The organism is Anaeromassilibacillus sp. Marseille-P3371, from assembly GCF_900169665.1.
In the GTDB taxonomy this organism is placed as follows: Bacteria; Bacillota; Clostridia; order Oscillospirales; family Acutalibacteraceae; genus Anaeromassilibacillus.
This window is the reverse complement of the sequence record NZ_LT835157.1, coordinates 3,067,128-3,089,289: the sequence shown is the minus strand read 5'-3', so window position 1 is coordinate 3,089,289 and position 22,162 is coordinate 3,067,128. Positions and strand designations below refer to the sequence as shown.

The window sequence follows — 22,162 nt, the reverse complement described above, 5'->3', positions numbered from 1 at the left end:
CGCCAGAGGGCGGCGGTTGACATGGCCGGTTTTGGCGGGGGAGCGGCTGTTCTGTCGGGATCGGGCGTGCTATAATAGAATATACTGTGGCGCGATGCGCCCATCAATCAGTTGGGAGTGCAGAATATGAAACTTTGGACAGGACGGTTCCACAAGGAACTCGATAAAAAAACAAACGACTTTAACTCTTCCATTCGGTTTGACAGCCGTATGGCAAAGGAAGACATCGAAGGAAGCATTGCCCATGCAACCATGTTGGGGGCGTGCGGCGTCATTGACCAAAAGGAATCGGAGCGGATTTGTGCGGGCCTTGAGGGGATCTTGGCGGATCTGGAATCTGGAACGTTGGAGATCGATCCGGAGGCAGAGGACATCCACACCTTTGTAGAAGCGGAACTGACGGCGCGGTTGGGAGACGCCGGGAAGCGGCTGCACACTGCCCGCAGCCGGAACGACCAGGTGGCGCTGGACGACCGGCTCTATTTGCGCAAACAGTGTGGGGTGCTCTATGCACAGATGAAGGAATTGATCGAAGTATTGTGTAATAAGGCATTGCAATATAAAGGGGCAGTGATGCCAGGGTATACCCATTTGCAGCGTGCACAGCCCATCACCTTTGGGCATCATCTGATGGCATACGTGGAGATGTTCCAGCGCGACCTGGGGCGGCTTAAGGATGCAGTCCAGCGGATGAACATCTGTCCTCTCGGCTCGGGCGCGTTGGCTGGCACCACTTATCCGCTCAATCGTGCGATGAGTGCGCGTCTGCTCGGATTCGACGGCTATTCTCACAACAGTCTCGACGGCGTGTCTGACCGCGATTTCTGCATGGAGATTGCGGCGGCCATCGCCATTGCAATGGTACACCTCTCCCGCTTTTCGGAGGAGATTATTCTGTGGTGTTCTTGGGAATTTAAGTTTATTGAGCTGGATGACGCTTTTTCCACTGGGTCCAGCATCATGCCTCAGAAAAAGAATCCGGATATTGCGGAGTTGGTCCGCGGGAAGGCGGGGCGCGCCATCGGCGATCTGACCACGCTGTTGAGCATGATGAAGAGTTTGCCTTTGGCATACAATAAGGATATGCAGGAGGATAAGGAGGCTGTATTTGATGCAGTCGATACCCTGCATATGTGCCTGACGGCTTTTGTACCGATGGTGGATACAATGAAGGTGCTTCCCGAAAATATGCGCAAGGCAGCGGCGAAAGGATTTATCAACGCAACCGATTGCGCGGACTATTTGGTGGGCAAGGGACTGCCGTTCCGCGATGCCTACAAGGCGACCGGTGCGATTGTGGCGCACTGTATCGATTGCGACTTGACCTTGGAGACCCTGCCCTTGGAGGACTACCAGCAGTTCCACGAACGATTTGGAGAGGATGTTTACCAGGCGATCTCCCTGGACACCTGTGTGAATGGCCGTAAAGTGCCGGGTGGGCCGGCGCCGGAAAATGTGGAAAGAGAGGCCCAGAGGGTGTTAGCCCTGATGCAGAAGGCGGTATGGCCCTATGATGGAGGGGGCGAAACAGTGTGAGCAAAGTGGAGAAAGCGGCCAAGCGCTTACAGCCGGTCGAACCGAAAAAGGGTTATTTCTGGATGATCGTCTGCATTTTCTTGGGGTTTGTTGTGGGCGCATACATACAGCAATATGTGATGGGGCCGGTGGGAGGCCTCTGTGTGGGTGTGATCATAGACGAAGCGGTTTATAAGATCCGCATGGCCCGATTTGTAAAAAAAGGCGGCGTTCCTTCAAAACCAAAGGAGGATGCCGGTACCGGTAAAGAAAAAAAGTAAGGTTCATTTTGGACATTCAATAGAAGGTGACAACAATGAGGATCAAAGCAGGCGTTGTGGGGGCAACCGGCTATGCCGGTGCGGAACTGGTCCGGCTATTGACCGGGCACCCGCAGGCAGAGCTGGCGGCGATTAGCTCTGTGAGTTTTACGGGGCAGGCGCTCAGTGAAATTTATCCGGCGTATTACCATATTTGCGATCAGGTATGTGGTACGCAGGAGGAAGTCGTAGAGAAGAGCGATGTGGTCTTTGCCGCGCTTCCGCACGGACTTTCTCAGGAATTGGCAAAAGTATGTTATGATTCGGGAAAGGTCTTTATCGATCTGGGGGCGGATTTTCGCCTGGAAAACGAAAAGGACTATAAAGAGTGGTATGGGGGGGATTATCTCTACCCGGAATTGTACGAACAGGCAGTGTATGCACTGCCAGAACTCTTTCGCGACCAAATCCGAGGGAAAAAGATTATCGCAAATCCCGGTTGTTATACGACGGCGGTTCCGTTGGCGTTGGCGCCGGCTCTGCGCAAAGGGTACATTTCTACGGAGGGAATCCTTGCGGATTGTAAATCCGGCGTTACGGGCGCCGGGCGTAAGTTGACCCAGAATACGCATTATCCAGAGCTGAACGAGGGCTTCTCCGCTTATAAGGTGGCGGCACACCGGCATACGCCGGAGATGGAGCAGAGCCTATCCCATGTGGCGGGCGGGACGCCGGTCAAGCTGACGTTTGTGCCGCACTTGCTCCCCGTCAACCGTGGAATCCTGGCCACCTGTTATGCAAAGCTTCAAACGGAGAGTTCTTTAAAAGAGATCCGGGAGGCGTACGAGGAACAATACAGCGGGGAAACATTTATCCGTTTGTTGCCCGAGGGGCGTGTGGCAGATATTAAAAATGTGCGCTATTCCAATTACTGCGACATCTCCCTGCACTTGGATCAGCGTACCAACACCTTTATTGCCATTTCAGCCATCGATAATATGGTGAAGGGCGCTGCGGGACAGGCTATCCAGAATATGAATCTGGCGTTTGGACTGGATGAAACCAGCGGCCTGATGCTGATACCGCCGGCATTTTAAGGGCGGCAATCCATTTTTAGGAGCGAATGAATCATGCAAGCGATTTCCATTGAAGGCGGTGTGACCGCCGCACAGGGGTTCCTGGCATCCGGCATGTACTGTGGAATCCGTAAAAATAAAAGTAAGCCCGATCTGGCGTTGATCTATTCCAAGGTTCCATGTGCTGCTGCTGCAGTATACACGCAGAATCTGGTCAAAGGGGCGCCGATTCAAGTGACGCGCCGCAACATTGCGGACGGCATCGCCCAGGCGGTGATCTGCAACTCCGGAAACGCCAATACCTGCAATGCGGACGGCGAGCAGAAGGCGCAGATGATGTGTGAGGCTGCTGCAAAGGTGTTGCATTTACAGCCCGAGGATGTGGTGGTCGCATCCACGGGCGTGATCGGCCAAGTGCTGCCGATCGAACCGATCTTGGAAGCCGCGCCAAAGCTGGCAGAAATGCTCTCGGAGGATGGCTCCGCAGCAGCGGCCAAGGCAATTATGACGACGGATACGGTGGTCAAAGAGGTGGCGGCAGAGGTTGTCATCCATGGTAAGAAAATCCGTATGGGCGGGATTGCGAAAGGGTCCGGTATGATTCATCCCAATATGGCGACCATGCTGTGCTTCCTGACGACGGACGCAAACATCGCTCCGGCCGTTTTGGATCAGGCACTGCGTTTGGCGGTGAAGGATAGTTTCAACATGGTCAGTATTGATGGGGATACCTCGACCAATGACATGACAGCGATTTTGGCCAATGGCCTGGCGGGGAACGACCCGATTGAAGAGGATACGGAAGCGTTTGCAGTCTTTACAGAGACATTGCGCGAGATGTGCGTCCGTTTAGCGCGCATGGTGGCAAAGGACGGCGAAGGCGCAACGAAGCTCCTGGTCTGCAATGTGACTGGCGCCGCTTCGGATGCAGATGCACGTACAGTGGCCAAGGGCGTGATCTGTTCCAGTCTGTTGAAGGCGGCCATGTTTGGTGCGGATGCCAATTGGGGGCGTGTTCTCTGCGCTATCGGCTATTCCGGCGCGCCGGTGGACATTCACCGGGTGGACGTCGGTTTTGCTTCCAAGGCGGGGAGAATCGATGTATGCGTAAATGGCGCGGGCATTCCCTTTGACGAGGAGATGGCAAAGAAGGTCCTGAGCGAGGATGAAATTGACATCCTTGTTACGCTGCACGACGGAGATGCAGGAGCTTCGGCTTTTGGCTGTGATCTGACGTATGATTACGTGAAGATCAACGGAGATTACCGCACCTGACCCTGAGGAGGAAAACTAGGTCAGACAGAACCCCGGTATTGCATGGTTTTTAACCGGATGCATACCAGTATGGAGGAGACATCGACTATGAGAATATCGACCGCCGAGCGGGCAAAGGTGCTCGTGCAGGCATTGCCTTATATCCAAAAATACGCGGGAAAGACCGTGGTCGTCAAATATGGTGGGAACGCGATGATAAACGACGACTTGAAGGACGCCGTGATGAGCGACATCGTTTTGATGCAGCTCGTGGGCATCAATGTGGTGTTGGTGCACGGCGGCGGGCCGGAGATCAGTTCCATGCTGAAAAAAATCGGCAAGGAAAGTCAATTTGTCGGCGGGATGCGCGTCACGGATGAGGAGACGATCGACATTGTGCAGATGGTCCTCGCTGGAAAGGTCAACAAAGATTTGGTGCAGCTTTTGGAGCACCACGGTGGCCGGGCAGTTGGGCTGTGTGGATTGGACGGCGGTATGTTGACAGCGGAGAAGTTGCGCTCCAACGAGGGGGATCTCGGGTATGTGGGGCGGATTGTGGACGTAAACACAGGCATCATTATGGACGCTGCGCGCAATGGCTATGTACCGATCATATCCACGGTGGCGGGCGGCGCGAACGGGGAAGTGTTCAACATAAACGCCGATGTAGCAGCGGCCCGCATTGCGGCAAAGTTGGATGCGATCAAATTGATTTTGATGACGGATATACGCGGCTTACTGCGTGATAAGGACGATGAAAATACGTTGATCCCGGTTATCAATGTAAGCGAGGTACCCAGCCTCAAAAACCAAGGCATCATCAGCGGGGGGATGATCCCGAAAATTGATTGCTGTGTGGAGGCAGTCCGGCGCGGCGTGAATCGTGCGCATATCTTGGATGGACGTATTCCACATTCGATTCTGATTGAGCTGTTTTCCGATGAAGGCATCGGAACGATGTTGTATTGAAAATATTTGAAGGAACCGCAATGAATTTTAACGATCGAGTTTATGATATTGTGCGGCGCGTGCCGAAGGGCAAGGTGATCTCTTATGGGCAGGTGGCCTTTTTGGCCGGCAGCCCCAGAGGCGCCCGGGCGGTCGGTTGGGCGTTGCACCGCAATCCATATCCGTGGGTGACTGGAGGAGAAACACCGGTTCCCTGCCATCGTGTGGTCAACCGGGAGGGCCGCTTGGCGCCGGAGTTTGCATTTGGCGGCCCTGAGGAACAGCGCAGGTTGCTGGAGGGAGAAGGCATAGAGGTCAGTGAAGACGGGTATGTGGATATGAAAACATATGGTGTGAAATTTTAGGGTGGGATGGTAGCCCTACAGGACAGAAGGGATTCGATATGCATTTTGAAGAGGTGAAACAACAGGAACAGTCGTACCTGATGCCCACCTATGGGCGGTTTCAGACCGCGCTGGTGAGTGGTAAAGGCGCGACAGCGGTGGATACCGAAGGAAGGTCCTATATTGATTTTGGGGCGGGGATCGGTGTCAATGCGTTGGGGTATTGTGACCCGGATTGGGTGGAAGCAGTCAGTGGACAGGCGGCAACGCTCCAGCATATCTCCAACCTATATTACAGCCCTGTGATGACCCAGTTGGCAGAGGTACTCTGTCAATTAACGGGCCTTTCGAAGATCTTTTTTGGAAATTCCGGTGCGGAGGCCAACGAGTGTGCCATCAAGCTTGCACGCAAATATGGCACCCAAACGCATGGAAAGGACTGCAACCGGATTGTTACTTTGCATCATTCTTTCCACGGCCGAACGGTCACAACATTGTCGGCTACGGGACAGGATGGTTTCCATCATTATTTTACTCCTTTTACAGAGGGGTTTTCCTACGCAGATCCAAACATGGAGAGCATCAAGGCGCATGTGGATGAAAACACCTGTGGCGTAATGATCGAATTGATCCAAGGAGAGGGCGGCGTACGCCCGTTAGAAAAGGCGTTTGTCCAGGAACTGGCAGCTTTTTGCCAGGAGCGCGATGTGCTGTTGCTGGTCGATGAGGTACAGACCGGTGTAGGGCGCACAGGAAAGCTTTATTGTTACGAGCATTATGATATTCAGCCGGATGTCATCACCAGTGCGAAGGGACTCGGCGGTGGGCTGCCGATCGGCGCCTGCCTTTGTACCGAGCGTCTGGGAAAAGTGATGGATGCAGGGATGCACGGCTCCACGTTTGGAGGAAATCCGGTGGTTTGTGCCGGCGCATTGGCGGTTTTGCGTAAGATTACCGCGCCCGGCTTCTTGGAACAAGTTGCTGAAAAGGGCGCATATCTGCGGGAGAAGTTGACGGCGATGGAAGGGATTGCAGAGGTCCGCGGTATTGGTATGATGTTGGGGGCAACGCTCAAGGCGGACAATGCCAAGGAGGTTGCTGCAGCCTGCGTGGGAAACGGTCTGTTGGTACTTACCGCCAAAAATTTGCTGCGTTTCCTACCCCCGCTTACCATATCACAGGAAGAGCTTGACAAGGGCCTCGCCATTTTGCAAGAAACCATTTCGAAATTATAATCAATTGAACCGCCTCATGGCGGACACGGAGGGATTGACCGATGAAACACCTTTTAAAAATGTTGGACCTTTCCACCGAGGATATTACGGAAATCCTCAATTTGGCCGATCAGCTCAAGTATGAGCAGAAGCACGGCATTGAACACCGCTACTTAGCGGGGAAAACACTGGGTATGATTTTTGAGAAAGCTTCCACAAGAACCCGTGTATCCTTTGAAGTCGGTATGTACCAACTCGGCGGCCTGCCGATTTTCCTTTCGGCCAGTGATTTGCAGATCGGCCGCGGCGAACCGGTCGAGGATACAGCTCGGGTGTTGTCCCGTTACCTCGATGGAATTATGATCCGCACCTACAAGCAGTCCGAAGTGGATGCCTTGGCGCAAAATGGCACCATCCCGATCATCAACGGATTGACGGATTTTGCCCATCCGTGCCAGGTTTTGGCTGACTTGATGACCATCCGGGAGCACAAGGGCAGCCTGGATGGGCTGAAGATGTGCTTCATTGGCGATGGCAACAATATGATGAATTCTTTAATTGTTGGATGCTTGAAGATGAAGATGGAAGTGGCGGTTGCCTGCCCGAATGACTACAAACCGAATCCAATGGTTTTGGATTTTGCAGTGCAGCATCCGGCATTCAGTATTACAAACGATCCAAAGGAGGCCGCGCGCGGCGCCGATGTGGTGATTACGGACGTTTGGGCCTCTATGGGGCAAGAGGAAGAGGCGCAGAAGCGCCGCAAGGCATTCCAAGGCTTCCAGATCAATGATGAGGTCATGTCCGTTGCAAAGCCGGATGCAATGGTACAGCATTGCCTGCCGGCACACCGCGGAGAAGAGATCACAGCGGAGATTCTGGAGAAGCATTCCACGGAGATCTTTGATGAGGCGGAGAACCGCCTGCATGCTCAAAAGGCTGTTTTGGTCAAGCTTTTGGGCAGAAAATAAACAAAGTTCTCAAGGGACAGCAACGGCATATGGCTGCCGGTGGGATAACCGGCGGAGTGGCCGCGCTGTCCCTTTTTGATTTTTCACGGCAAATGTTTTCCAATTGAATGGATAGGTGAATGAAAATGAAACAAAGGATTGCCCTGTTTGTTATTACGTTGGTGGTCATTGGGGTATGCACCAGTTGTTCGCCGCCGAATCCGACGGCTAGCACGTCTTTATCCACTTCCAGTGCTGTACCCCAGGGGTTACCATCCTCTCAGATGTCCGGTTTAGCGGAGAATGGTTCCTCTGTGGAGGCGGAAAGCAGTGGGGAAGGGGCTTTGGCGGATGCATGGATTCCGGACCCGGAGTTGTCAGCCGATCTGCCGGTACCGGATTTTCTAACGGAAGATCAGCAGCAGTTGTATCGGGCAGCCTATCGCATGTATTATCATTTTTCCATGTCAGGGGGTTTTGCCCTCGACAGGAGCGTGAGTATCCAAGGAGATAATGAGCGCACTTTTTACCTAGATAAAGGGTTTGAAAGCTATTCAGCATTTCAAAAGGCGCTGGAGAGCGTATTTACGGAGGATTATGCAAACCGCTTGCGGAACGACACTCAATTGTATATGGATGATGGAAATGACCGGTTGTTTAGTTCTCCCGGAGATCGCGGCGGAAACATTGATTATGTCAGTACTTCTTTCGAATTGGTCAGTCAAAGCGCAGAGGAGCTTACATTTCATCTAATAGGACATTATAGGGAAGATGCAGGTTTCGGCGAGAAGGGTGGTTCTGCGAAGGAAACGACACAAGAATACCCCATCCATATGGTAAGGACTGAAAATGGATGGCGCTTTGACAATTTCGCCATGGCATTTTAAACCAGGTAATCGTATATAAGGCCTCTTGTATCCGATCATTCGGATACAAGAGGCCTTTTTGTTTAGATAACTATTTTTGGGGAAGTGTGCCCATTTGAGAAATATTATTAAGATACAGATGAGCAGGCCATATGAGAAAATATTTTTACTAATTAGAAATTTATATAAGACAAATTTCAACCTATAAATATCAAAAATAGTGAATTCTATTTAATAATGTCAATAATATTCACGTACTATTCGATTGTTTTTATGTGTTTCACTGATAAAAGACCTAAAGATGTCTATCCTATACAATGATTGTATACCAAATTACAATGATTGGAGATGTAGGTAAAAGATGGAAGAGATGGTTTTGGGATATGTACGAGTATCTACAAAAGATCAAAATGAAGACCGCCAAATTCTTGCAATGCAGGAATTTGGCGTACCCAAAAAACAGATTTTTATGGACAAGCTCAGTGGAAAGGACTTTAACCGGCCACAGTACAAAAGGCTCTTGCGCCGCTTGAAACCTGGCGATGTGCTGGCGGTAAAATCCATCGACCGGCTTGGCCGTAATTACAGCGAAATTCAAGAACAGTGGCGCCTGATTACCAAAGAGAAACGGGCTCATATCGTTGTTTTGGACATGCCATTACTCGACACCCGACAGAAGGGAAAAGATCTGACTGGAACCTTTATCGCTGATCTGGTCCTCCAAATTTTGAGCTATGTAGCGCAGATGGAGCGCGAAAACATTAAGCAGAGGCAAGCGGAAGGGATTGCAGCAGCCAAAGCAAAAGGCGTACGGTTTGGCCGGGAGAAGATGCCCATTCCAGACCGGTTTTATGAATTGCAAACTCGATACCGAGACGGTTGTATCACGGCGCGTGCTGCCGCTCGGGAACTTGGTGTAGCGCATAGCACATTCTTAAAATGGAACCAATTAATCACAATAAATATGTGAAATCTATGTTGGTTTTGATGGTAGACTTTGGAATCCACATTTTTTACATAAAAGACACTTTAGATCAAACGCCTACATTTCCTGAATTTTGTGCAGTTTAACCATCTCTGCACAGATAAAACTCATTACTTTACATCATATCACAATATTTTTGTTTATTATAGCATTTTCGGTTTTAAAAGTCTACTTTCGACACCAATACTCGGGCGTTGAAAATCGATGGCAAGCCATTTACAACAAATTAAGCGCTTAAAGAACGAAAAATGAAATGAATGGGTGGCTTCTATTTGCCAGAATATAGTTGTCTTTCAGTCGTGAGAGCGGCTGGAGACTGCGACCTAGATGGATGTTGTTTGGGCATAGGGATATTTATCAAGAACGGACGAAAAGGGTATCCAGATTGTGGGGTCATTGGTAGCGGCATTCTGTCGGCGAAGAGATTCATAATCACGGATTAGACCGGCGGCGGTTAGCCAGGGGCTAATGGTATTGATGCTGCCTTCTTTTCTATAGGGTGTGGTTTCGCCGTATGTAAGGGGGTTAGCCATCCTGCTGGTTAGGAAGAGCGTATATACAAGAGAAAACGATTACAAGTTACATCCTCAATATATTGACTCTGCGAACCTTCTACCGCGCACGGGGACATCAGTCGCTGTTGGGCGGCAGTAGGGGGAAGCTGATGAAAAAACGCCGGTTAACGGTTATTATTCTAAAGGTTGTTTTTTCATCGGCCTCTCCGTGCTGCTGTGTCCTTCTTAGCAGCTATGGCAATATTTTACATGAAAGCCGGTTCAGCCGTAAAATACGAAGAGGGCCCGGCAGAGAATACAGCGAAAGATTGTGCAGGAAGCCTGGTAAAAGCACAACTCCATAGCCTCAATTAGGATTCACGCAAAATGTACCTGTTGGAAAACAGGATAATAGCCGAAGGACTGCTGCGAGGAGCGGCAGTCCTTTTTTGATAAGGTATCATCTGCAGGATGGGCAAAAGTAGGGGATCAGGTTGCTTTTACCTTTCGGTTAAAAGCGAAACCATTAGAAAAAAGCAGGTTTTAAATAGCAGAATACGTTCAAACGTCTTATCGCTGAAAAGCACAGCGGCATCGGTCTCTATCATAAAAATAAAATGGACAAAAAGATCGGAGAGTCTTACATGAACTCTCCGATTCGTTACTGGTTATGCCCCAATTTTTGTGAAAAAATAGAAAACGGTGAAAGGAAAAACGGCCGGTATCCTCTCGTTTTAATGATGTCCCATCGGCATATGGGGATTATTGCGCTGTGCTAGAAGACCACTGTGCTTGTGTAAATCATTCACATTTTTAACCGATACAGATACTTGCAGTATCGGCTAAATTTATTTTTAGAGGGAAATGGCCCTGCGCGTTTTATAGAGATGGGTAGGAGCCGGAATGCCTAGGCTCATCGCGGACGCACGCGGTGGATATATGGGCGGGATGGCCTAATTCCGGAGGGATCTTTACATCTTTTCAAATTCCTCTACGTCTGTAACAAAAACCGTGGCGCCGCCGACGGTGACTTGTGCTGGATATGCAGCAGATGGCGTAGCGGTCTGAAGGTTTGTGGCGACCTCTTCTGTCCGCTTGGAACAGTGGCTGCGGATGATTTCCATGACGTCCTTTACCTTGTCTTTCTCGGTCCCTATGATGAGTGTGGTGTTTCCAGATGTCAGGAAACCGCCGGAGGACATCATCTTAGTAAAATAGTACCCGGCCTCTGTCAGAGAGGTACAAACCTCGCCTACGTCCTTTCGGTTTATGATAGCAGTAATCAATTTCATACGAATGTCCCCCTTGTTTATTTCGGTCTGTTTTTCATCATAGAAGTTCCACTGCTTGAGTTTGCGCCTATATAGAAGCCAGCCAACACTGCCGGTCACGATTTCTGCGATGGGGAAGGCAAACCATGTATATTCCAACCCCATAAAAGATAAAACCCAAAAGATCGGAATCAGGCAAAAAATCTGCCGTGTTAGAGATAGCAATACACTTGGTCCAGAAGAGCCAATGGCCTGGAAAAATACCGGGCTGATTAGAGAAAATACAGCAGGGATAAAACTGATTCCGATGATTCGGAAAGCATTTTCTCCAATGGATAGCACCGTAGCTTCTGTTGAAAAAATCCCTAGAAGCTGCGTGGGGATGAACTCAAAACATAAAACGCCAAACAACATAAAACTGACTGCCATTATGACTGAATTGGTCATAATATGCTTACACCGTTGATATTCTCCCTTAGCATATGTATAGCTCAACAAGGGGACAATACAGGTCTGTAATCCAGAAAGGGGAATAAAGAAAAAGGATTGCACTTTATAATAGAGTCCCAGTACCGTCACAGCAGCGTCGGAAAAACCTGCAAGGATGATATTGAGTATGACGATATAAACCGTATAAAGCATTTGCATGAAGATAGAAGGGTATCCCAACTGATAGATCCGCTTTGCAAAATGTCGGACATCAGCCAAGCACGGAGGCTTTTTAAACCCGGAGGCCGTAATCGTCGCTGCAACGATCTGCCCAATGATGGTGGCATAGGCGGCACCCGCAACCCCCATAGAAGGAATAAAGCCAAATCCAAATATTAGGACAGGGTCCAGAACAATGTTGGTGGCTGCACCCGCTATCTGGGCAAACATGGGCAATTTCATATTTCCCTTTGCTTGATGTACCTTGGTCCAAATGCTCTCAAAAAAGAGGCCGAAACTGCCAACACAAACAATGGTACCATAAGTCATGGCAAATTCCACCGCTTTTGCAGATTTTACGGAAACCAAGACATAGGGCTCCATCAAAATGGTGCTGGCAATCGCGAATAAAATCCAACTCATAAGGGATAACAAGATGCCAGTCCCAGCCGCTTTGTTTGCCTTTTCCTCTTGACCCTGGGCATAATAACGCGACATCAATGTGTTTACCCCAACACCAGTGCCTACAGCCAATGCGGTAACGATCAACTGAATAGGAAAGATCACGGATAAAGCCGTCAGACCATCCCCGGAGTATTGGCCCACAAAAAAGCTGTCCACAATATTATATAAAGCTTGGATCAACTGTGCCAACATAACTGGCGGTGCTATATGCAAGAGGATTTTAGGGATACTTTTTTCTTCGAATATAATGGTTTTTGCTTCATTTCTATCCATCATTTTATTTTACAAATCTCCCCCTGTCTTTCCCTGCATGAGTAATAAAAATTTCTATACATCTGTATTATCCACAAAAAAAGATCTGCGGTGTGCAAAAAGCTCACCGCAGATATGGTCGGAGTGACAGGATTTGAACCTGCGGCATCCTGCTCCCAAAGCAGGCGCGCTACCAACTGCGCTACACCCCGGTAAATAAATATTGTCCGTCGATCCTAAGAATTCAATAAACCAAAACTACACAAAACTCTTCCAAAAATAAAGAGAATCGTATAGCTCTATTATTATAGTAAAATTTAGATAGAAAGTCAAGATCTCTCTGAGAAAGACTTGCAATTGACTGTAAAATTCGTTATAATAGGGAACACAGTTTCCTCAAAGATACTGTCTTAATATGCGGGTGTGGCGGAATTGGCAGACGCACAAGATTTAGGTTCTTGCGCTGCAAAGCGTGCAGGTTCAAGTCCTGTCACCCGCACCATGATTGGGTGACAAAAAAGATGTCACCCAATTTTTTTCAGTATTCATGCGGGTTTGCGGGGTTTTTGGAGCAAAATCCGAAAAACGGTTTTACCGTAGATGTCCAAACAGCAAACCGCAACAAAATCCGTCAAAGCGGGGCTTCCGCCTGAAAATTCAGGCCGGAGGCCCCGCTTTTTTGCGTTTACCACCCTTTTTTCCCGTTATCGGAAGTGTAGAAGTTTCCGGCAGTTTCATAGATAGATTGACGAATCCCCCCAAAAGGGCCAATTTTAAGCCCTCAAGATACAAGGGGGCAGTGCGCCCTTTTTTAGAACCTCCCCGGCGGCTTGCCGGGGAGGTTTTTCGCAGCGATTTTTCGCTTTCCCCCTCTCTCACACTCTCACCCCTAAATTACTTACCTGGCTGGGAAAGAACAGGATTCCCTCCAGCAAGCTTACTCAAAACCAGTAGCCCTTCCAAGTTTTCAACAACCGCCAAGAAAGGATGAGCAAAACCATGAACATCGGCATAGACCACGGCTATTACGCCATTAAAACCCGGCATTTTTCTTTCCCAGCCGGTATCGCTGTTTACAGCCATGAACCCTACACCCTGCAGAACACACTGGAGTACGGCGGGAAGTTCTTCGTGTGCGGGACGGGCAGGCAGCCCATCCTGCGAAACAAGATGGAGAACGACAACTACTACCTGCTTACCCTTGCCGCTGTCGCCAAGGAGATCAAACAGCGCGGTGAAAAAACAGAGTGTTCCGTCAAACTTGCTGCCGGATTGCCTCTGGCCGGATTTGGCCGTGAGAAAAAGCCCTTCCGGGAATACCTTCTGCGTTCTTCCCAGTCGGCAGACGGCCTCCGTCCGGTGTGCTTCAAATTTGAGGGAATCCCCTACAAAGTAACTATCGAAGATGTGAAACTGTTCCCACAGGGGTATTCCGCCATCGCCATCCATCCTGAACTTATCCAAAACGAACCTTCTGTTCTGCTCATGGATATCGGCGGCTGGACGGTGGACCTGATGCGGCTGGACAACGGCATCCCCAACGCTTCCACCTGCCGGAGTCTGGAACTTGGCATGATCCGGTGCATCGATGAAACAAAAGAACAGATCCGCCGGGATGTGGGGCTGTCCGTTACCGACGCCCAAGTGGAGCGCGTGCTGGCCGGAAAAGCCTGCAGCATGGACGAGGACGCCCGCAGCATCATCCAAAAGCAGGGCCGCCTCTACACCGAACGGCTTCTCTCGTCAGCCATGGAATCGGGGTTTGACCTGAAAGCCATTCCGGTAGTCATGCTGGGCGGGGGCGCGGCAGTGGTTAAAGGCAATGTGAGCGAACAGGACGGCCTGTGCCGGGTTTTTACCCTGATAGACGACAAGGTAAACGCTGAAGGATTCGAGCGGATTTTGGGGCATTTGTCGGGCGGTGTGAGCAAGGGATGAACAGGCCCCTATTCGGTTTCCGCCCCAACCTCCAGAATGAACGCCACCGCAGGGCTTGGGAAATTCTGCAGGCTGTGCCGGACGGACAGAAAAACGCCTTTCTGGTGCAGGCGATTCTGGAGAGCGAAGAAAAGGAAGCCTTTGAAGCTACCCTGCGGCGGGTGCTGCGGGAAGAATTGCAAGCTGTCCCTTCCCAGCCTGTGAAACAACAGGAAGATGCCATCCCACAGGAAATGATGGGCTTCCTCGGTTCCCTGCTGGAAGAAGATTAACCCTGTTTAAAACGAAAGGAATCGACTTATGAGAAAAGAAATCTACAAAATCAAAAACCCCAAGCACATTGTGTTTGGCGATCCCCTGTATTTTGAAGAATTTAAGGGAACCGAACTCAAACGCCTCACCGTGGATTACAAAACACCCAAATCCTTCGACGCGGCCCGGCTTGTCCTGCTGGAGAAGCCGAATGAGAAATACCCCGAATACACAGACCGGACGATGACGCTTTACCTTGCCCCAAGGCAGACCATAGACGTTTATGCCGATGAGAAGGTGTACGCCTCCCAAAAAATAGACGGAAAATCCATCGGCGTGGATACCGCCCGCTATTACCTCAGCATTGACGGGCGGGACGATATAATCAAAACCGGCGCGGATGGCTGGTGGGGCAGCTTTGAGGAATACTACCGTGAAAACGGAAAAAGCCGCATTTCAGACGCCGTTGCCCTGACGGTTGCAATACCGGAAGAACAGGATTTTAGCTGGATGAAGCAGATGGCCGGATATTTCTTTGAGGATATGCAGCCGGTTACCCCGAAAAAGCAAAAGAAAATGGAAGGGCCACGCCGCTGAAAGCCCTCAACATAGCCCTTGTTGGTTGTGACGTTTGTTGAGCCTGCTTTGGCTGAAAGGTTGTTGGTCTTGGTAATAGCTTTATCAGGCGGGTTGCAGTATGCTTGTGTTGCCCGAAAGGGAAAGAAAAAACGAAGGAGCGATAGAGCATGGAAACCAAGGGAATTACCTGCAAAATCCCATTAGACCTGCACAATCGCGTCAGCGAGGAAATCAGGGAAACGGAAAGCACAATCAGCAAATTCATCGAAATGGTCATTATGGAACATTATGAGAAAGGGGCTGTCAAAGTCATGGAAAAAGGAAGAACGTTAGCATTTCAGGTGAGCGAGGAATTGTTCCAGAGGGTAAAGGAATACCTTGAAAACTACGAGAAAACCTACCACCGCCGCCTTACCCAAAAGGAATTCGTGATCGGGCTGATCGAGCAGGCGCTGGAAGAAGCCGAGGAAGAATTCGAAGCGGCCAGAGCAGCCGAACAGGAAGAACAGGCGGAAAGCGGCTGGGAAGCCGCTGAAAGCCCCGAAACCGACGAGGACGAGGAAGTACCCGACGATGCGGAACCAGAGGGCTGGGACGATGACAGCAGCGCTTCAGAAGCCCCTGCCGAAGATGAGGGGCCGGAAAGCGAGGAAATCCCCGCAGAGGGAGATGACAGCGACGAGGGCTGCCCCGTCGAGGATGATGAGGACGCCATGCCGGAAAGCTGGGATCAGGATGAGGATGAAGAAACCGCGCCGGATGACGATACCGTGGAAACCGGCGAAACCAATGAAAACGAAGATGAAACCTACGCATAAGACAGCCAGCAACAGCCCGCAGGAAACTGCGGGCTGTTTTCATATAGATTATATTCCACTGAGAGAAAGGGGCGATGTCCATTGATTGTGTTTTAAGCATATGCCAATTTGTGAACAAGGAGCGTGATAGGAAAAACTATACGATATATCGACCTGTTTTCCGGTATCGGCGGGTTCCGGGAAGGGCTCGCCCGTGCCGGAGGGTTTACCTGCATAGGCCATTGCGAGATCGACAAAAAAGCAAACCAAAGCTATGAAGCCCTGTTCGATACGAAAGGAGAGTGGTTTTGTGAAGATATCCGAAAAGCCGATCCAAAAGGAATGCCGGGCTTCGACCTGCTGTGCGGCGGATTTCCCTGCCAGTCTTTTTCGATTGCTGGACGCCGTGGGGGATTCGACGATCCAAGAGGTACCCTGTTCTTTGAAATTGCCCGGCTGACTGCGGCAAAAAGACCTGCGTATCTGCTGCTTGAAAATGTTCCCGGCCTGCTTAACCATGACGGGGGCCGGACATTTGCGGCCATCCTCCATGCGCTGGACGGATTGGGGTATTTTGTGGAATGGCAGGTGCTTAACAGCAAGGATTTTCACGTCCCCCAATCCCGAAAAAGGGTGTACCTTATCGGATATCTTGATGAGCGATGCCGGGGAAAAATATTTCCTTTCACCGAAACAACAGGCACATCTCTTGTGCAAATCCGCCCCGGCGCACAGGGCGAACGAGTGTACTCCCCGGAAGGGGTAAGCTGTACCCTCGCAGCGCAGACAGGCGGCTTCGGCGGGAAAACCGGCTTGTACGAGGTGGGCCTGCCCATCAAGGAGAACACCAAGAAGGGATACAAAATGGCCTACCTCGGCGACAGCATCAATCTGGCCTACGCTCAACGGAACACCCGCCGCGGCAGGGTTGGACGAAAAATCGCCCATACCCTCACCGCCAGCAGCGACCAAGGCACCTTGGAGCCGCTCAAGCGTATCCGCCGCCTGACGCCAAGGGAATGCCTGCGCCTGCAGGGATGGACAGATGAACGGATTGACATTGTTTTGCCTCTCCACTCCGACGCCCAGCTTTACAAGCAGGCCGGAAACGGCGTGACTGTGAATGTGGTGGAAGCCATCGGGAAACGGCTTGCCGCCGCCCACCGGGAGGTGACAGCCATCGATTGATTTAAAAGACCAATACTTCGGCTGCGAGATTGAGATGACGGGGCTAACCCGCCAGAAAGCAGCGGAAGCGGTGGCTTCCCTGTTCGGCACCATGGCCCGCCAAACTCACGAATCCCGCACCTACGATCCGTGGGAGGTTATAGACAACGAGGGCAAGAAATGGCGGTTTGTCTACGACTCCAGCATCCATGGTTCCCAACGGATCGGGCGGCAGCAGCTTGCCATCAGTGACAGCGCCTACAAGGTGGAAATGAATTCCCCCAAACTGGAATACAGGGAAATGCCGAAGCTGCAGGAAGTTGTCCGCGCCCTGCGCCATGCGGGGGCTGTCGTGAACGGAAGCTGCGGGATGCACGTCCATGTGGACGCCTCCAAGCATACCCCGCAGAGTTTAAAAAACGCCCTCTCCATCATGTATTCCAAAGAGGATATCCTATTCAAAGCCCTCAATGTCAATGAACACCGGGTGGAACGTTGGTGCCAGAAGGTGCGGGAACCCATGCTGGAAAAAATCCGCAAGCTTCCCACCAATACCACCATGGAACGCCTCAAGCGGGAATGGTACGGCGGGCGGGATGAAAGCTACGAACATTACAACTGGACGAGATATTACGCCCTGAACCTTCATTCCGTATTCTACCGGGGTACGCTGGAATGGCGCTGTTTTGAAAGCACCCTCCACGCCGGTAAGGTTCGGGCGAATATCACGCTGGCGCTTGCCATTTCCGCGCAGGCCATCAACCAGAGCCGGACGGTGATGCGGAAAACCGAGATCAGCGAAAACCCCGCCTTTACCTTCCGCACCTTCCTGTTGCGGCTGGGCCTCATCGGGCCGGAATACAAAAATGTGCGGGAGCATCTGCTCTCGAACCTCCCCGGCGACAGGGCATGGCGGTATGACAAATCCCAATACCCCAGCCTGCAGAACCGCCGAAACCAAGAACGATAACACTGGAGGTGATGAAAACCGAAAATTTCAAAAAGCCAACCGAACAACCAGATTTTGAGCGCGGGTATGAAATGCCGGAACAGGAAGAACGCCATGGTGCGCGAAGTGGGTGCAGCGGCACGCTGCTCTATTTTGCTTATGGAAGCAATATGAACCTGAACCAGATGGCGTTCCGCTGCCCGGACGCGGAAGTGGTAGATACCGTCCGCTTGGAAGGATACCGCCTCGCTTTCCGCACCAACGGCGGCGGGAATGGCGTTGCCACGGTTGTGTCGGAAGAAGGAAGCTGTGTGGATGGCGTCCTCTGGCGGATCTCCGAACGGGATGAACGGCATCTGGACCATTACGAGGGATTTCCCTACCTGTACGGGAAAGAACCTGTTGTGGTAATAGATCAGGATGGGGTAAGTCATGAAATCATGGCCTACACCATGAACAGCCCGTACAGGGATACCCCCGCCATGCCCTCCAAAGCCTATCTGGAAGGAATCCTGAACGGCTGCAGGCAGAACGGGATCGAAACCGCCCCTGTTCTGGAAGCCGTCCGGCTCACTCAACAGGAACTGCCGAAGAAAGTTGTTCCGCAGAAAAAACACCACCGCCGGAAACACGGCGAAGAACGATAATCTGAACACCGGCCCCCGTGGGATGGAGAATTTTCACTCCATTCTGCGGGGGCCTTTTTGCATTTTACGAATAAGGAGAATTGTATGAAAAAACATCTAAAACGGCTGCTGTCTATGATGATGGCGGTGCTGCTCTGTTTTGGGATTTTCCCAAGCAGCGCTTTTGCCAAAGAATATGAGTATGACGGGTACATCTCCATGATCGACCATAACACCAGAGGCTATTCCCTCAGTTCCAACCTTCCCGCCCCGTTTGGCGGATACAGTTCCAATAAGTTCACCGAACTGCGGATCAACGACCTGAAAGCCTTCCGCACCGCCTACTGCATCCAGTTCAGCGTAGGCGTACACACAGGCGTCGGTTATGACCAGTCGGATGATTACGCCGCCTTTACCGCCGAGCAGAAAGCGATGATCAACACCGCCCTGACCTTGGGGTATAACGTGGAAACCGGCACCAAGTATGGCGGCAGCGCCATCGACGAGTACATCGCCACCCAAATCCTCATCTGGCTCATCGCCCATGGGCAATTGGGGACCGGGTACGAAACGCAGATCGTCAATGAATTCACCGTCAACAGCCCCGCCGCGAAGCCGATCTTCTATCAGCTTCGGGAGAACGTCGTGAATTACCACACAATCCCGTCCTTTGCCACCGATGATCCAAGCGCGGTCGGGGCATATACCCATGACCTCAAATACAACGAGAGCAATGGAAAAAACGAAACCACACTGGTGGATGAGAACAATGTGCTGGGGAATTTCGCTGTCAGCTATCCGGGGGTGGATTTTTCCGTCAGCGGCAATGAACTGCACGTTTCCACCGATAAAAAGGAATTCGGAACCATTACCGCCGAAAAGCGTTTGCCCTCTTCTGTTCCCGGCGTGGTCACAGGCGGCACGAAATACTGGCTGCGGGACGAGTACCAGAACGTGGTCACCTTCGATGTGAAAGGTTCCGCAGAACCGGTGAAATGCTACTTCTCCCTTGAAATCAAGGCGGGTACCCTGCAGCTTGTGAAAACCTCTGAGGATGGAGAGGTTTCCGGCATTCCTTTCCACATCTCTGGAGGCGGCATCGAAAAAGATGTGGTGACGGGGCCGGATGGCACCATCAAGGTGGATAACCTTCAAGCCGGAAATTACACCGTAACCGAGAATGCCCCGGACAAATACGTCCAGCCCGAATCCCAGCAGGTAACCATCTATCCCGGCCAGACCTCCAGCGTGAGTTTTTCCAATATCCTGAAGAAGTTCACCGTGGAGATGGAGAAAGTGGACTCCGCCACCGGCGAAGCGCAGGGCGATTCCACCTTGGATGGCGCTGTGTACGGGATGTTTAAAGGCGAAACCCTGCTGGATACCTACACCACGGCGAACGGGGGCAAATTTACCACCAAGGAATACCCCTGCGGCCCGGATTACAGCATCCGTGAAATTTCCCCCAGCGAGGGATACCTGCTGGACGAAACCGTCTATCCGGTAGGCGCGGAGCCGGGCAATTTCACACTGGAGAACAACAGCATCCCCATGACTGCCACAGAGGACGTCATCCTCGGCAGCATCGCCATCACCAAGCATACCGACCAGCCCGCCGTACCAGATCAGGAAGAACCGGCCCCGCAGTCGGAAGCGCTTGCTGAGGAAAGCAATCCCGCAGAGAGCGCCCCGGCTGAAGATGTCCCGGTGGAAGAACCGGCAGAAAGTAATTCCATCGAGGAAGCGCCCGACTCCAGTTCTTCGGAAATCCCTGAATCCACCCCTGTGCCGGAAGATGCGGATGTTTCCTCCAGCCAGCCGGAAGAAAGCTTGGAATCCGAAACCCCGGCAGAGCCTGCCGAGGAACCGTCCTCTGAAAGCAGCCCCGCGCCGGAAAGCGAGCCGGAGCCTGCCCCAAGCGCATCGTCTGTGCCGCAGCTTGTCCCTGCGGTTGCCAGCCTTGCCTCCAAAGCCTCTGTTCTTCCTTTGTCCGCCGCAGCCTCCAGCGATGAGGTGCAGATCGAGCAGCCGGAGGAAGGGGCGGAGTTTCAGGTGTACCTTGCCAGCGCCGGAAGCTATGAAAACGCCAAAGAAAGCGAACGTGACCTGCTGACCACCGATTCCTATGGATTTGCCCAGTCGAAGGACCTTCCGTATGGCCTGTATGTGGTGCATCAGACCAAGGGGGCCGAGGGGCAGAAATTTGCCCCCGACTTCTCCGTGTTCATTTCCGAGCATGGTAAAACCTATTATTTCATCCTCAATAACCCCACCTTTACCTCCCTCATCCGGTTTGAGAAAAAGGATCTGGAAAGTGGGAAAATTATTCCTCTGGCGGGAACCGCTGTCAAAATCCGCAATGCCGATACCGGCGAGTGGGTGGTGCAGCACATCAACTACCCCAGCCCTGTCGATATCGACACCTTCGTGACGGATTCCACAGGCACCCTCATGCTGCCGGAACCGCTTCCGTTTGGAAATTACGAGTTGTATGAACAGCAAAGTCCATGGGGATATGTTCTTGACAAAGAGCCGGTTCCCTTCGTGGTGGACGGTTCACAGGACGTTGTCACGGTTGAGAAATACAATGCCGTGCAGAAAGGAACCATCACCGTTTCCAAAGAGGGCGAAACATTCAGCCATGTGGCGGAAGCAGGCGGGTTGTACCAGCCTCAATACGAGGTGCAGGGCCAGCCGGGCGCTGTTTACGATATCACCGCGCTGGAAGATATCGTCACCCCGGATGGCACCGTCCACCTGAAAGCTGGTGAACTGGCAGCTACCCTCACCACAGGGAGCGATGGGACCGCCACATCGGAACCCTTGTATCTGGGCCGCTACCAGATTTTGGAGCGCACCGCGCCGGATGGCATGGTAATTGATCCAGAACCCAAGGAAATCACCTTGTCCTACGCCGGGCAGGAAGTGGAGATCACCTCCGCCGATGTCGGCTTCTACAACGAGCGCCAGAAGGTGGAAATTTCTCTCCAGAAGCTGTTAGAGCAGGACGAAACCTTTTCCATCGGCATGAACGAGGAATGGAAAAACATTACCTTCGGGCTGTTCGCCGCGGAGGAATTGACTGCCGCCGATGGAACCTCCATCCCGGCAGACGGGCTGCTGGAAACCACCGGCATTGACGAAAACGGCAACGCCATCTTTAAAACCGACGTACCATGCGGGGCTTCCCTGTATGTAAAGGAAATCGGTACAGACGATCACTACATTTTGAGCGATGAGAAATACCCGGTGGCGTTTGAATACGCCGGGCAGGATGTGGCCAAGGTGCAGATTCAGGCCAACGATGGAGAA

At 51.6% G+C, this 22,162-nt stretch carries 19 protein-coding genes and 2 tRNA genes; 19 read left to right on the top strand and 2 right to left on the bottom strand.

Going from position 1 to position 22,162, the window contains the following annotated elements; genetic code table 11:
* Positions 1 to 126 precede the first annotated feature (126 nt).
* The 10 genes from argH to B9Y59_RS12975 all read left to right on the top strand — a co-directional run bounded on the left by argH (position 127) and on the right by B9Y59_RS12975 (position 9,397).
* On the top strand, positions 127 to 1,536 hold the full coding sequence (gene argH / locus B9Y59_RS13020; RefSeq protein ID WP_085533977.1) for an argininosuccinate lyase: 1,410 nt from the start codon (positions 127 to 129) through the stop codon (positions 1,534 to 1,536).
* Complete coding sequence (locus B9Y59_RS13015) at positions 1,533 to 1,796, top strand: hypothetical protein (protein ID WP_085533975.1); 264 nt, start codon at positions 1,533 to 1,535, stop codon at positions 1,794 to 1,796. The genes argH and B9Y59_RS13015 overlap by 4 nt, the downstream gene beginning before the upstream one ends.
* 35 nt (positions 1,797 to 1,831) lie before the next feature.
* Positions 1,832 to 2,872: an N-acetyl-gamma-glutamyl-phosphate reductase gene (argC, locus tag B9Y59_RS13010; RefSeq protein WP_085533973.1), complete on the top strand. Its 1,041-nt coding sequence runs from the start codon at positions 1,832 to 1,834 to the stop codon at positions 2,870 to 2,872.
* A 33-nt stretch (positions 2,873 to 2,905) separates the two neighbouring features.
* Positions 2,906 to 4,126: a bifunctional glutamate N-acetyltransferase/amino-acid acetyltransferase ArgJ gene (argJ, locus tag B9Y59_RS13005; protein WP_085533971.1), complete on the top strand. Its 1,221-nt coding sequence runs from the start codon at positions 2,906 to 2,908 to the stop codon at positions 4,124 to 4,126.
* 87 nt (positions 4,127 to 4,213) lie between these two features.
* Positions 4,214 to 5,074, top strand: a complete 861-nt coding sequence (gene argB / locus B9Y59_RS13000) for an acetylglutamate kinase (RefSeq protein WP_085534649.1) — start codon at positions 4,214 to 4,216, stop codon at positions 5,072 to 5,074.
* A gap of 20 nt (positions 5,075 to 5,094) precedes the next feature.
* A complete protein-coding gene (locus tag B9Y59_RS12995) occupies positions 5,095 to 5,418 on the top strand; it encodes an MGMT family protein (protein WP_054323196.1) in 324 nt (107 codons plus the stop codon).
* Between the two features lie 38 nt (positions 5,419 to 5,456).
* Positions 5,457 to 6,632 carry an aspartate aminotransferase family protein gene (locus B9Y59_RS12990; protein WP_085533969.1) on the top strand — a complete coding sequence of 392 codons (1,176 nt, stop codon included), beginning with the start codon at positions 5,457 to 5,459 and terminating at the stop codon, positions 6,630 to 6,632.
* A gap of 41 nt (positions 6,633 to 6,673) precedes the next feature.
* The gene (argF, locus tag B9Y59_RS12985) at positions 6,674 to 7,582 is read left to right on the top strand and encodes an ornithine carbamoyltransferase (RefSeq protein WP_054323194.1); all 909 of its coding nucleotides are present in this window, start codon (positions 6,674 to 6,676) and stop codon (positions 7,580 to 7,582) included.
* Positions 7,583 to 7,707: 125 nt separating this feature from the next.
* Complete coding sequence (locus B9Y59_RS12980) at positions 7,708 to 8,448, top strand: hypothetical protein (RefSeq protein ID WP_085533967.1); 741 nt, start codon at positions 7,708 to 7,710, stop codon at positions 8,446 to 8,448.
* Positions 8,449 to 8,788: 340 nt separating this feature from the next.
* On the top strand, positions 8,789 to 9,397 hold the full coding sequence (locus B9Y59_RS12975) for a recombinase family protein (protein ID WP_085533964.1): 609 nt from the start codon (positions 8,789 to 8,791) through the stop codon (positions 9,395 to 9,397).
* Between the two features lie 1,480 nt (positions 9,398 to 10,877).
* Here the strand turns inward: B9Y59_RS12975 and B9Y59_RS12970 are convergent.
* Together B9Y59_RS12970 and B9Y59_RS12965 are read right to left on the bottom strand one after the other, a co-directional pair.
* Positions 10,878 to 12,566 (bottom strand): cyclic-di-AMP receptor, encoded by a 1,689-nt coding sequence (locus B9Y59_RS12970; protein ID WP_085533962.1) that lies wholly within the window; start codon positions 12,564 to 12,566, stop codon positions 10,878 to 10,880.
* A 112-nt stretch (positions 12,567 to 12,678) separates the two neighbouring features.
* Positions 12,679 to 12,754 (bottom strand) — tRNA-Pro (locus tag B9Y59_RS12965).
* Between the two features lie 205 nt (positions 12,755 to 12,959).
* On the opposite strand from B9Y59_RS12965, the gene B9Y59_RS12960 reads away from it, so the two are divergent.
* The 9 genes from B9Y59_RS12960 to B9Y59_RS12915 all read left to right on the top strand — a co-directional run.
* Positions 12,960 to 13,044: transfer RNA gene (locus B9Y59_RS12960), tRNA-Leu, on the top strand.
* 497 nt (positions 13,045 to 13,541) lie between these two features.
* Positions 13,542 to 14,480 carry a ParM/StbA family protein gene (locus B9Y59_RS12950; RefSeq protein WP_085533957.1) on the top strand — a complete coding sequence of 313 codons (939 nt, stop codon included), beginning with the start codon at positions 13,542 to 13,544 and terminating at the stop codon, positions 14,478 to 14,480.
* Positions 14,477 to 14,752 (top strand): plasmid segregation centromere-binding protein ParR, encoded by a 276-nt coding sequence (locus B9Y59_RS12945; protein WP_085533955.1) that lies wholly within the window; start codon positions 14,477 to 14,479, stop codon positions 14,750 to 14,752. The genes B9Y59_RS12950 and B9Y59_RS12945 overlap by 4 nt, the downstream gene beginning before the upstream one ends.
* A gap of 28 nt (positions 14,753 to 14,780) precedes the next feature.
* Positions 14,781 to 15,329 carry a hypothetical protein gene (locus B9Y59_RS12940; RefSeq protein ID WP_085533953.1) on the top strand — a complete coding sequence of 183 codons (549 nt, stop codon included), beginning with the start codon at positions 14,781 to 14,783 and terminating at the stop codon, positions 15,327 to 15,329.
* A gap of 149 nt (positions 15,330 to 15,478) precedes the next feature.
* Entirely contained in the window at positions 15,479 to 16,129 is a 651-nt protein-coding gene (locus B9Y59_RS12935) for a hypothetical protein (protein ID WP_085533951.1), read from the top strand.
* A gap of 123 nt (positions 16,130 to 16,252) precedes the next feature.
* Positions 16,253 to 17,296, top strand: a complete 1,044-nt coding sequence (gene dcm, locus B9Y59_RS12930) for a DNA (cytosine-5-)-methyltransferase (protein WP_242967319.1) — start codon at positions 16,253 to 16,255, stop codon at positions 17,294 to 17,296.
* Positions 17,292 to 18,245, top strand: a complete 954-nt coding sequence (locus B9Y59_RS12925; protein ID WP_085533949.1) for an amidoligase family protein — start codon at positions 17,292 to 17,294, stop codon at positions 18,243 to 18,245. The genes dcm and B9Y59_RS12925 overlap by 5 nt, the downstream gene beginning before the upstream one ends.
* A gap of 11 nt (positions 18,246 to 18,256) precedes the next feature.
* Complete coding sequence (locus B9Y59_RS12920; protein WP_442856163.1) at positions 18,257 to 18,871, top strand: gamma-glutamylcyclotransferase family protein; 615 nt, start codon at positions 18,257 to 18,259, stop codon at positions 18,869 to 18,871.
* 84 nt (positions 18,872 to 18,955) lie between these two features.
* A partial coding sequence (locus B9Y59_RS12915; protein ID WP_085533946.1) for a SpaA isopeptide-forming pilin-related protein occupies positions 18,956 to 22,162 on the top strand: 3,207 nt, incomplete at its 3' end.

Bases quoted from the DNA above. Each gene is read 5' to 3' on its own strand.
- argH (WP_085533977.1), top strand. From the start codon at position 127: ATGAAACTTTGGACAGGACGGTTCCACAAGGAACTCGATAAAAAAACA.
- argC (WP_085533973.1), top strand. From the start codon at position 1,832: ATGAGGATCAAAGCAGGCGTTGTGGGGGCAACCGGCTATGCCGGTGCG.
- argJ (WP_085533971.1), top strand. From the start codon at position 2,906: ATGCAAGCGATTTCCATTGAAGGCGGTGTGACCGCCGCACAGGGGTTC.
- argB (WP_085534649.1), top strand. From the start codon at position 4,214: ATGAGAATATCGACCGCCGAGCGGGCAAAGGTGCTCGTGCAGGCATTG.
- B9Y59_RS12995 (WP_054323196.1), top strand. From the start codon at position 5,095: ATGAATTTTAACGATCGAGTTTATGATATTGTGCGGCGCGTGCCGAAG.
- B9Y59_RS12990 (WP_085533969.1), top strand. From the start codon at position 5,457: ATGCATTTTGAAGAGGTGAAACAACAGGAACAGTCGTACCTGATGCCC.
- argF (WP_054323194.1), top strand. From the start codon at position 6,674: ATGAAACACCTTTTAAAAATGTTGGACCTTTCCACCGAGGATATTACG.
- B9Y59_RS12980 (WP_085533967.1), top strand. From the start codon at position 7,708: ATGAAACAAAGGATTGCCCTGTTTGTTATTACGTTGGTGGTCATTGGG.
- B9Y59_RS12975 (WP_085533964.1), top strand. From the start codon at position 8,789: ATGGAAGAGATGGTTTTGGGATATGTACGAGTATCTACAAAAGATCAA.
- B9Y59_RS12970 (WP_085533962.1), bottom strand. From the start codon at position 12,566: ATGATGGATAGAAATGAAGCAAAAACCATTATATTCGAAGAAAAAAGT.
- B9Y59_RS12950 (WP_085533957.1), top strand. From the start codon at position 13,542: ATGAACATCGGCATAGACCACGGCTATTACGCCATTAAAACCCGGCAT.
- B9Y59_RS12945 (WP_085533955.1), top strand. From the start codon at position 14,477: ATGAACAGGCCCCTATTCGGTTTCCGCCCCAACCTCCAGAATGAACGC.
- B9Y59_RS12940 (WP_085533953.1), top strand. From the start codon at position 14,781: ATGAGAAAAGAAATCTACAAAATCAAAAACCCCAAGCACATTGTGTTT.
- B9Y59_RS12935 (WP_085533951.1), top strand. From the start codon at position 15,479: ATGGAAACCAAGGGAATTACCTGCAAAATCCCATTAGACCTGCACAAT.
- B9Y59_RS12920 (WP_442856163.1), top strand. From the start codon at position 18,257: ATGAAAACCGAAAATTTCAAAAAGCCAACCGAACAACCAGATTTTGAG.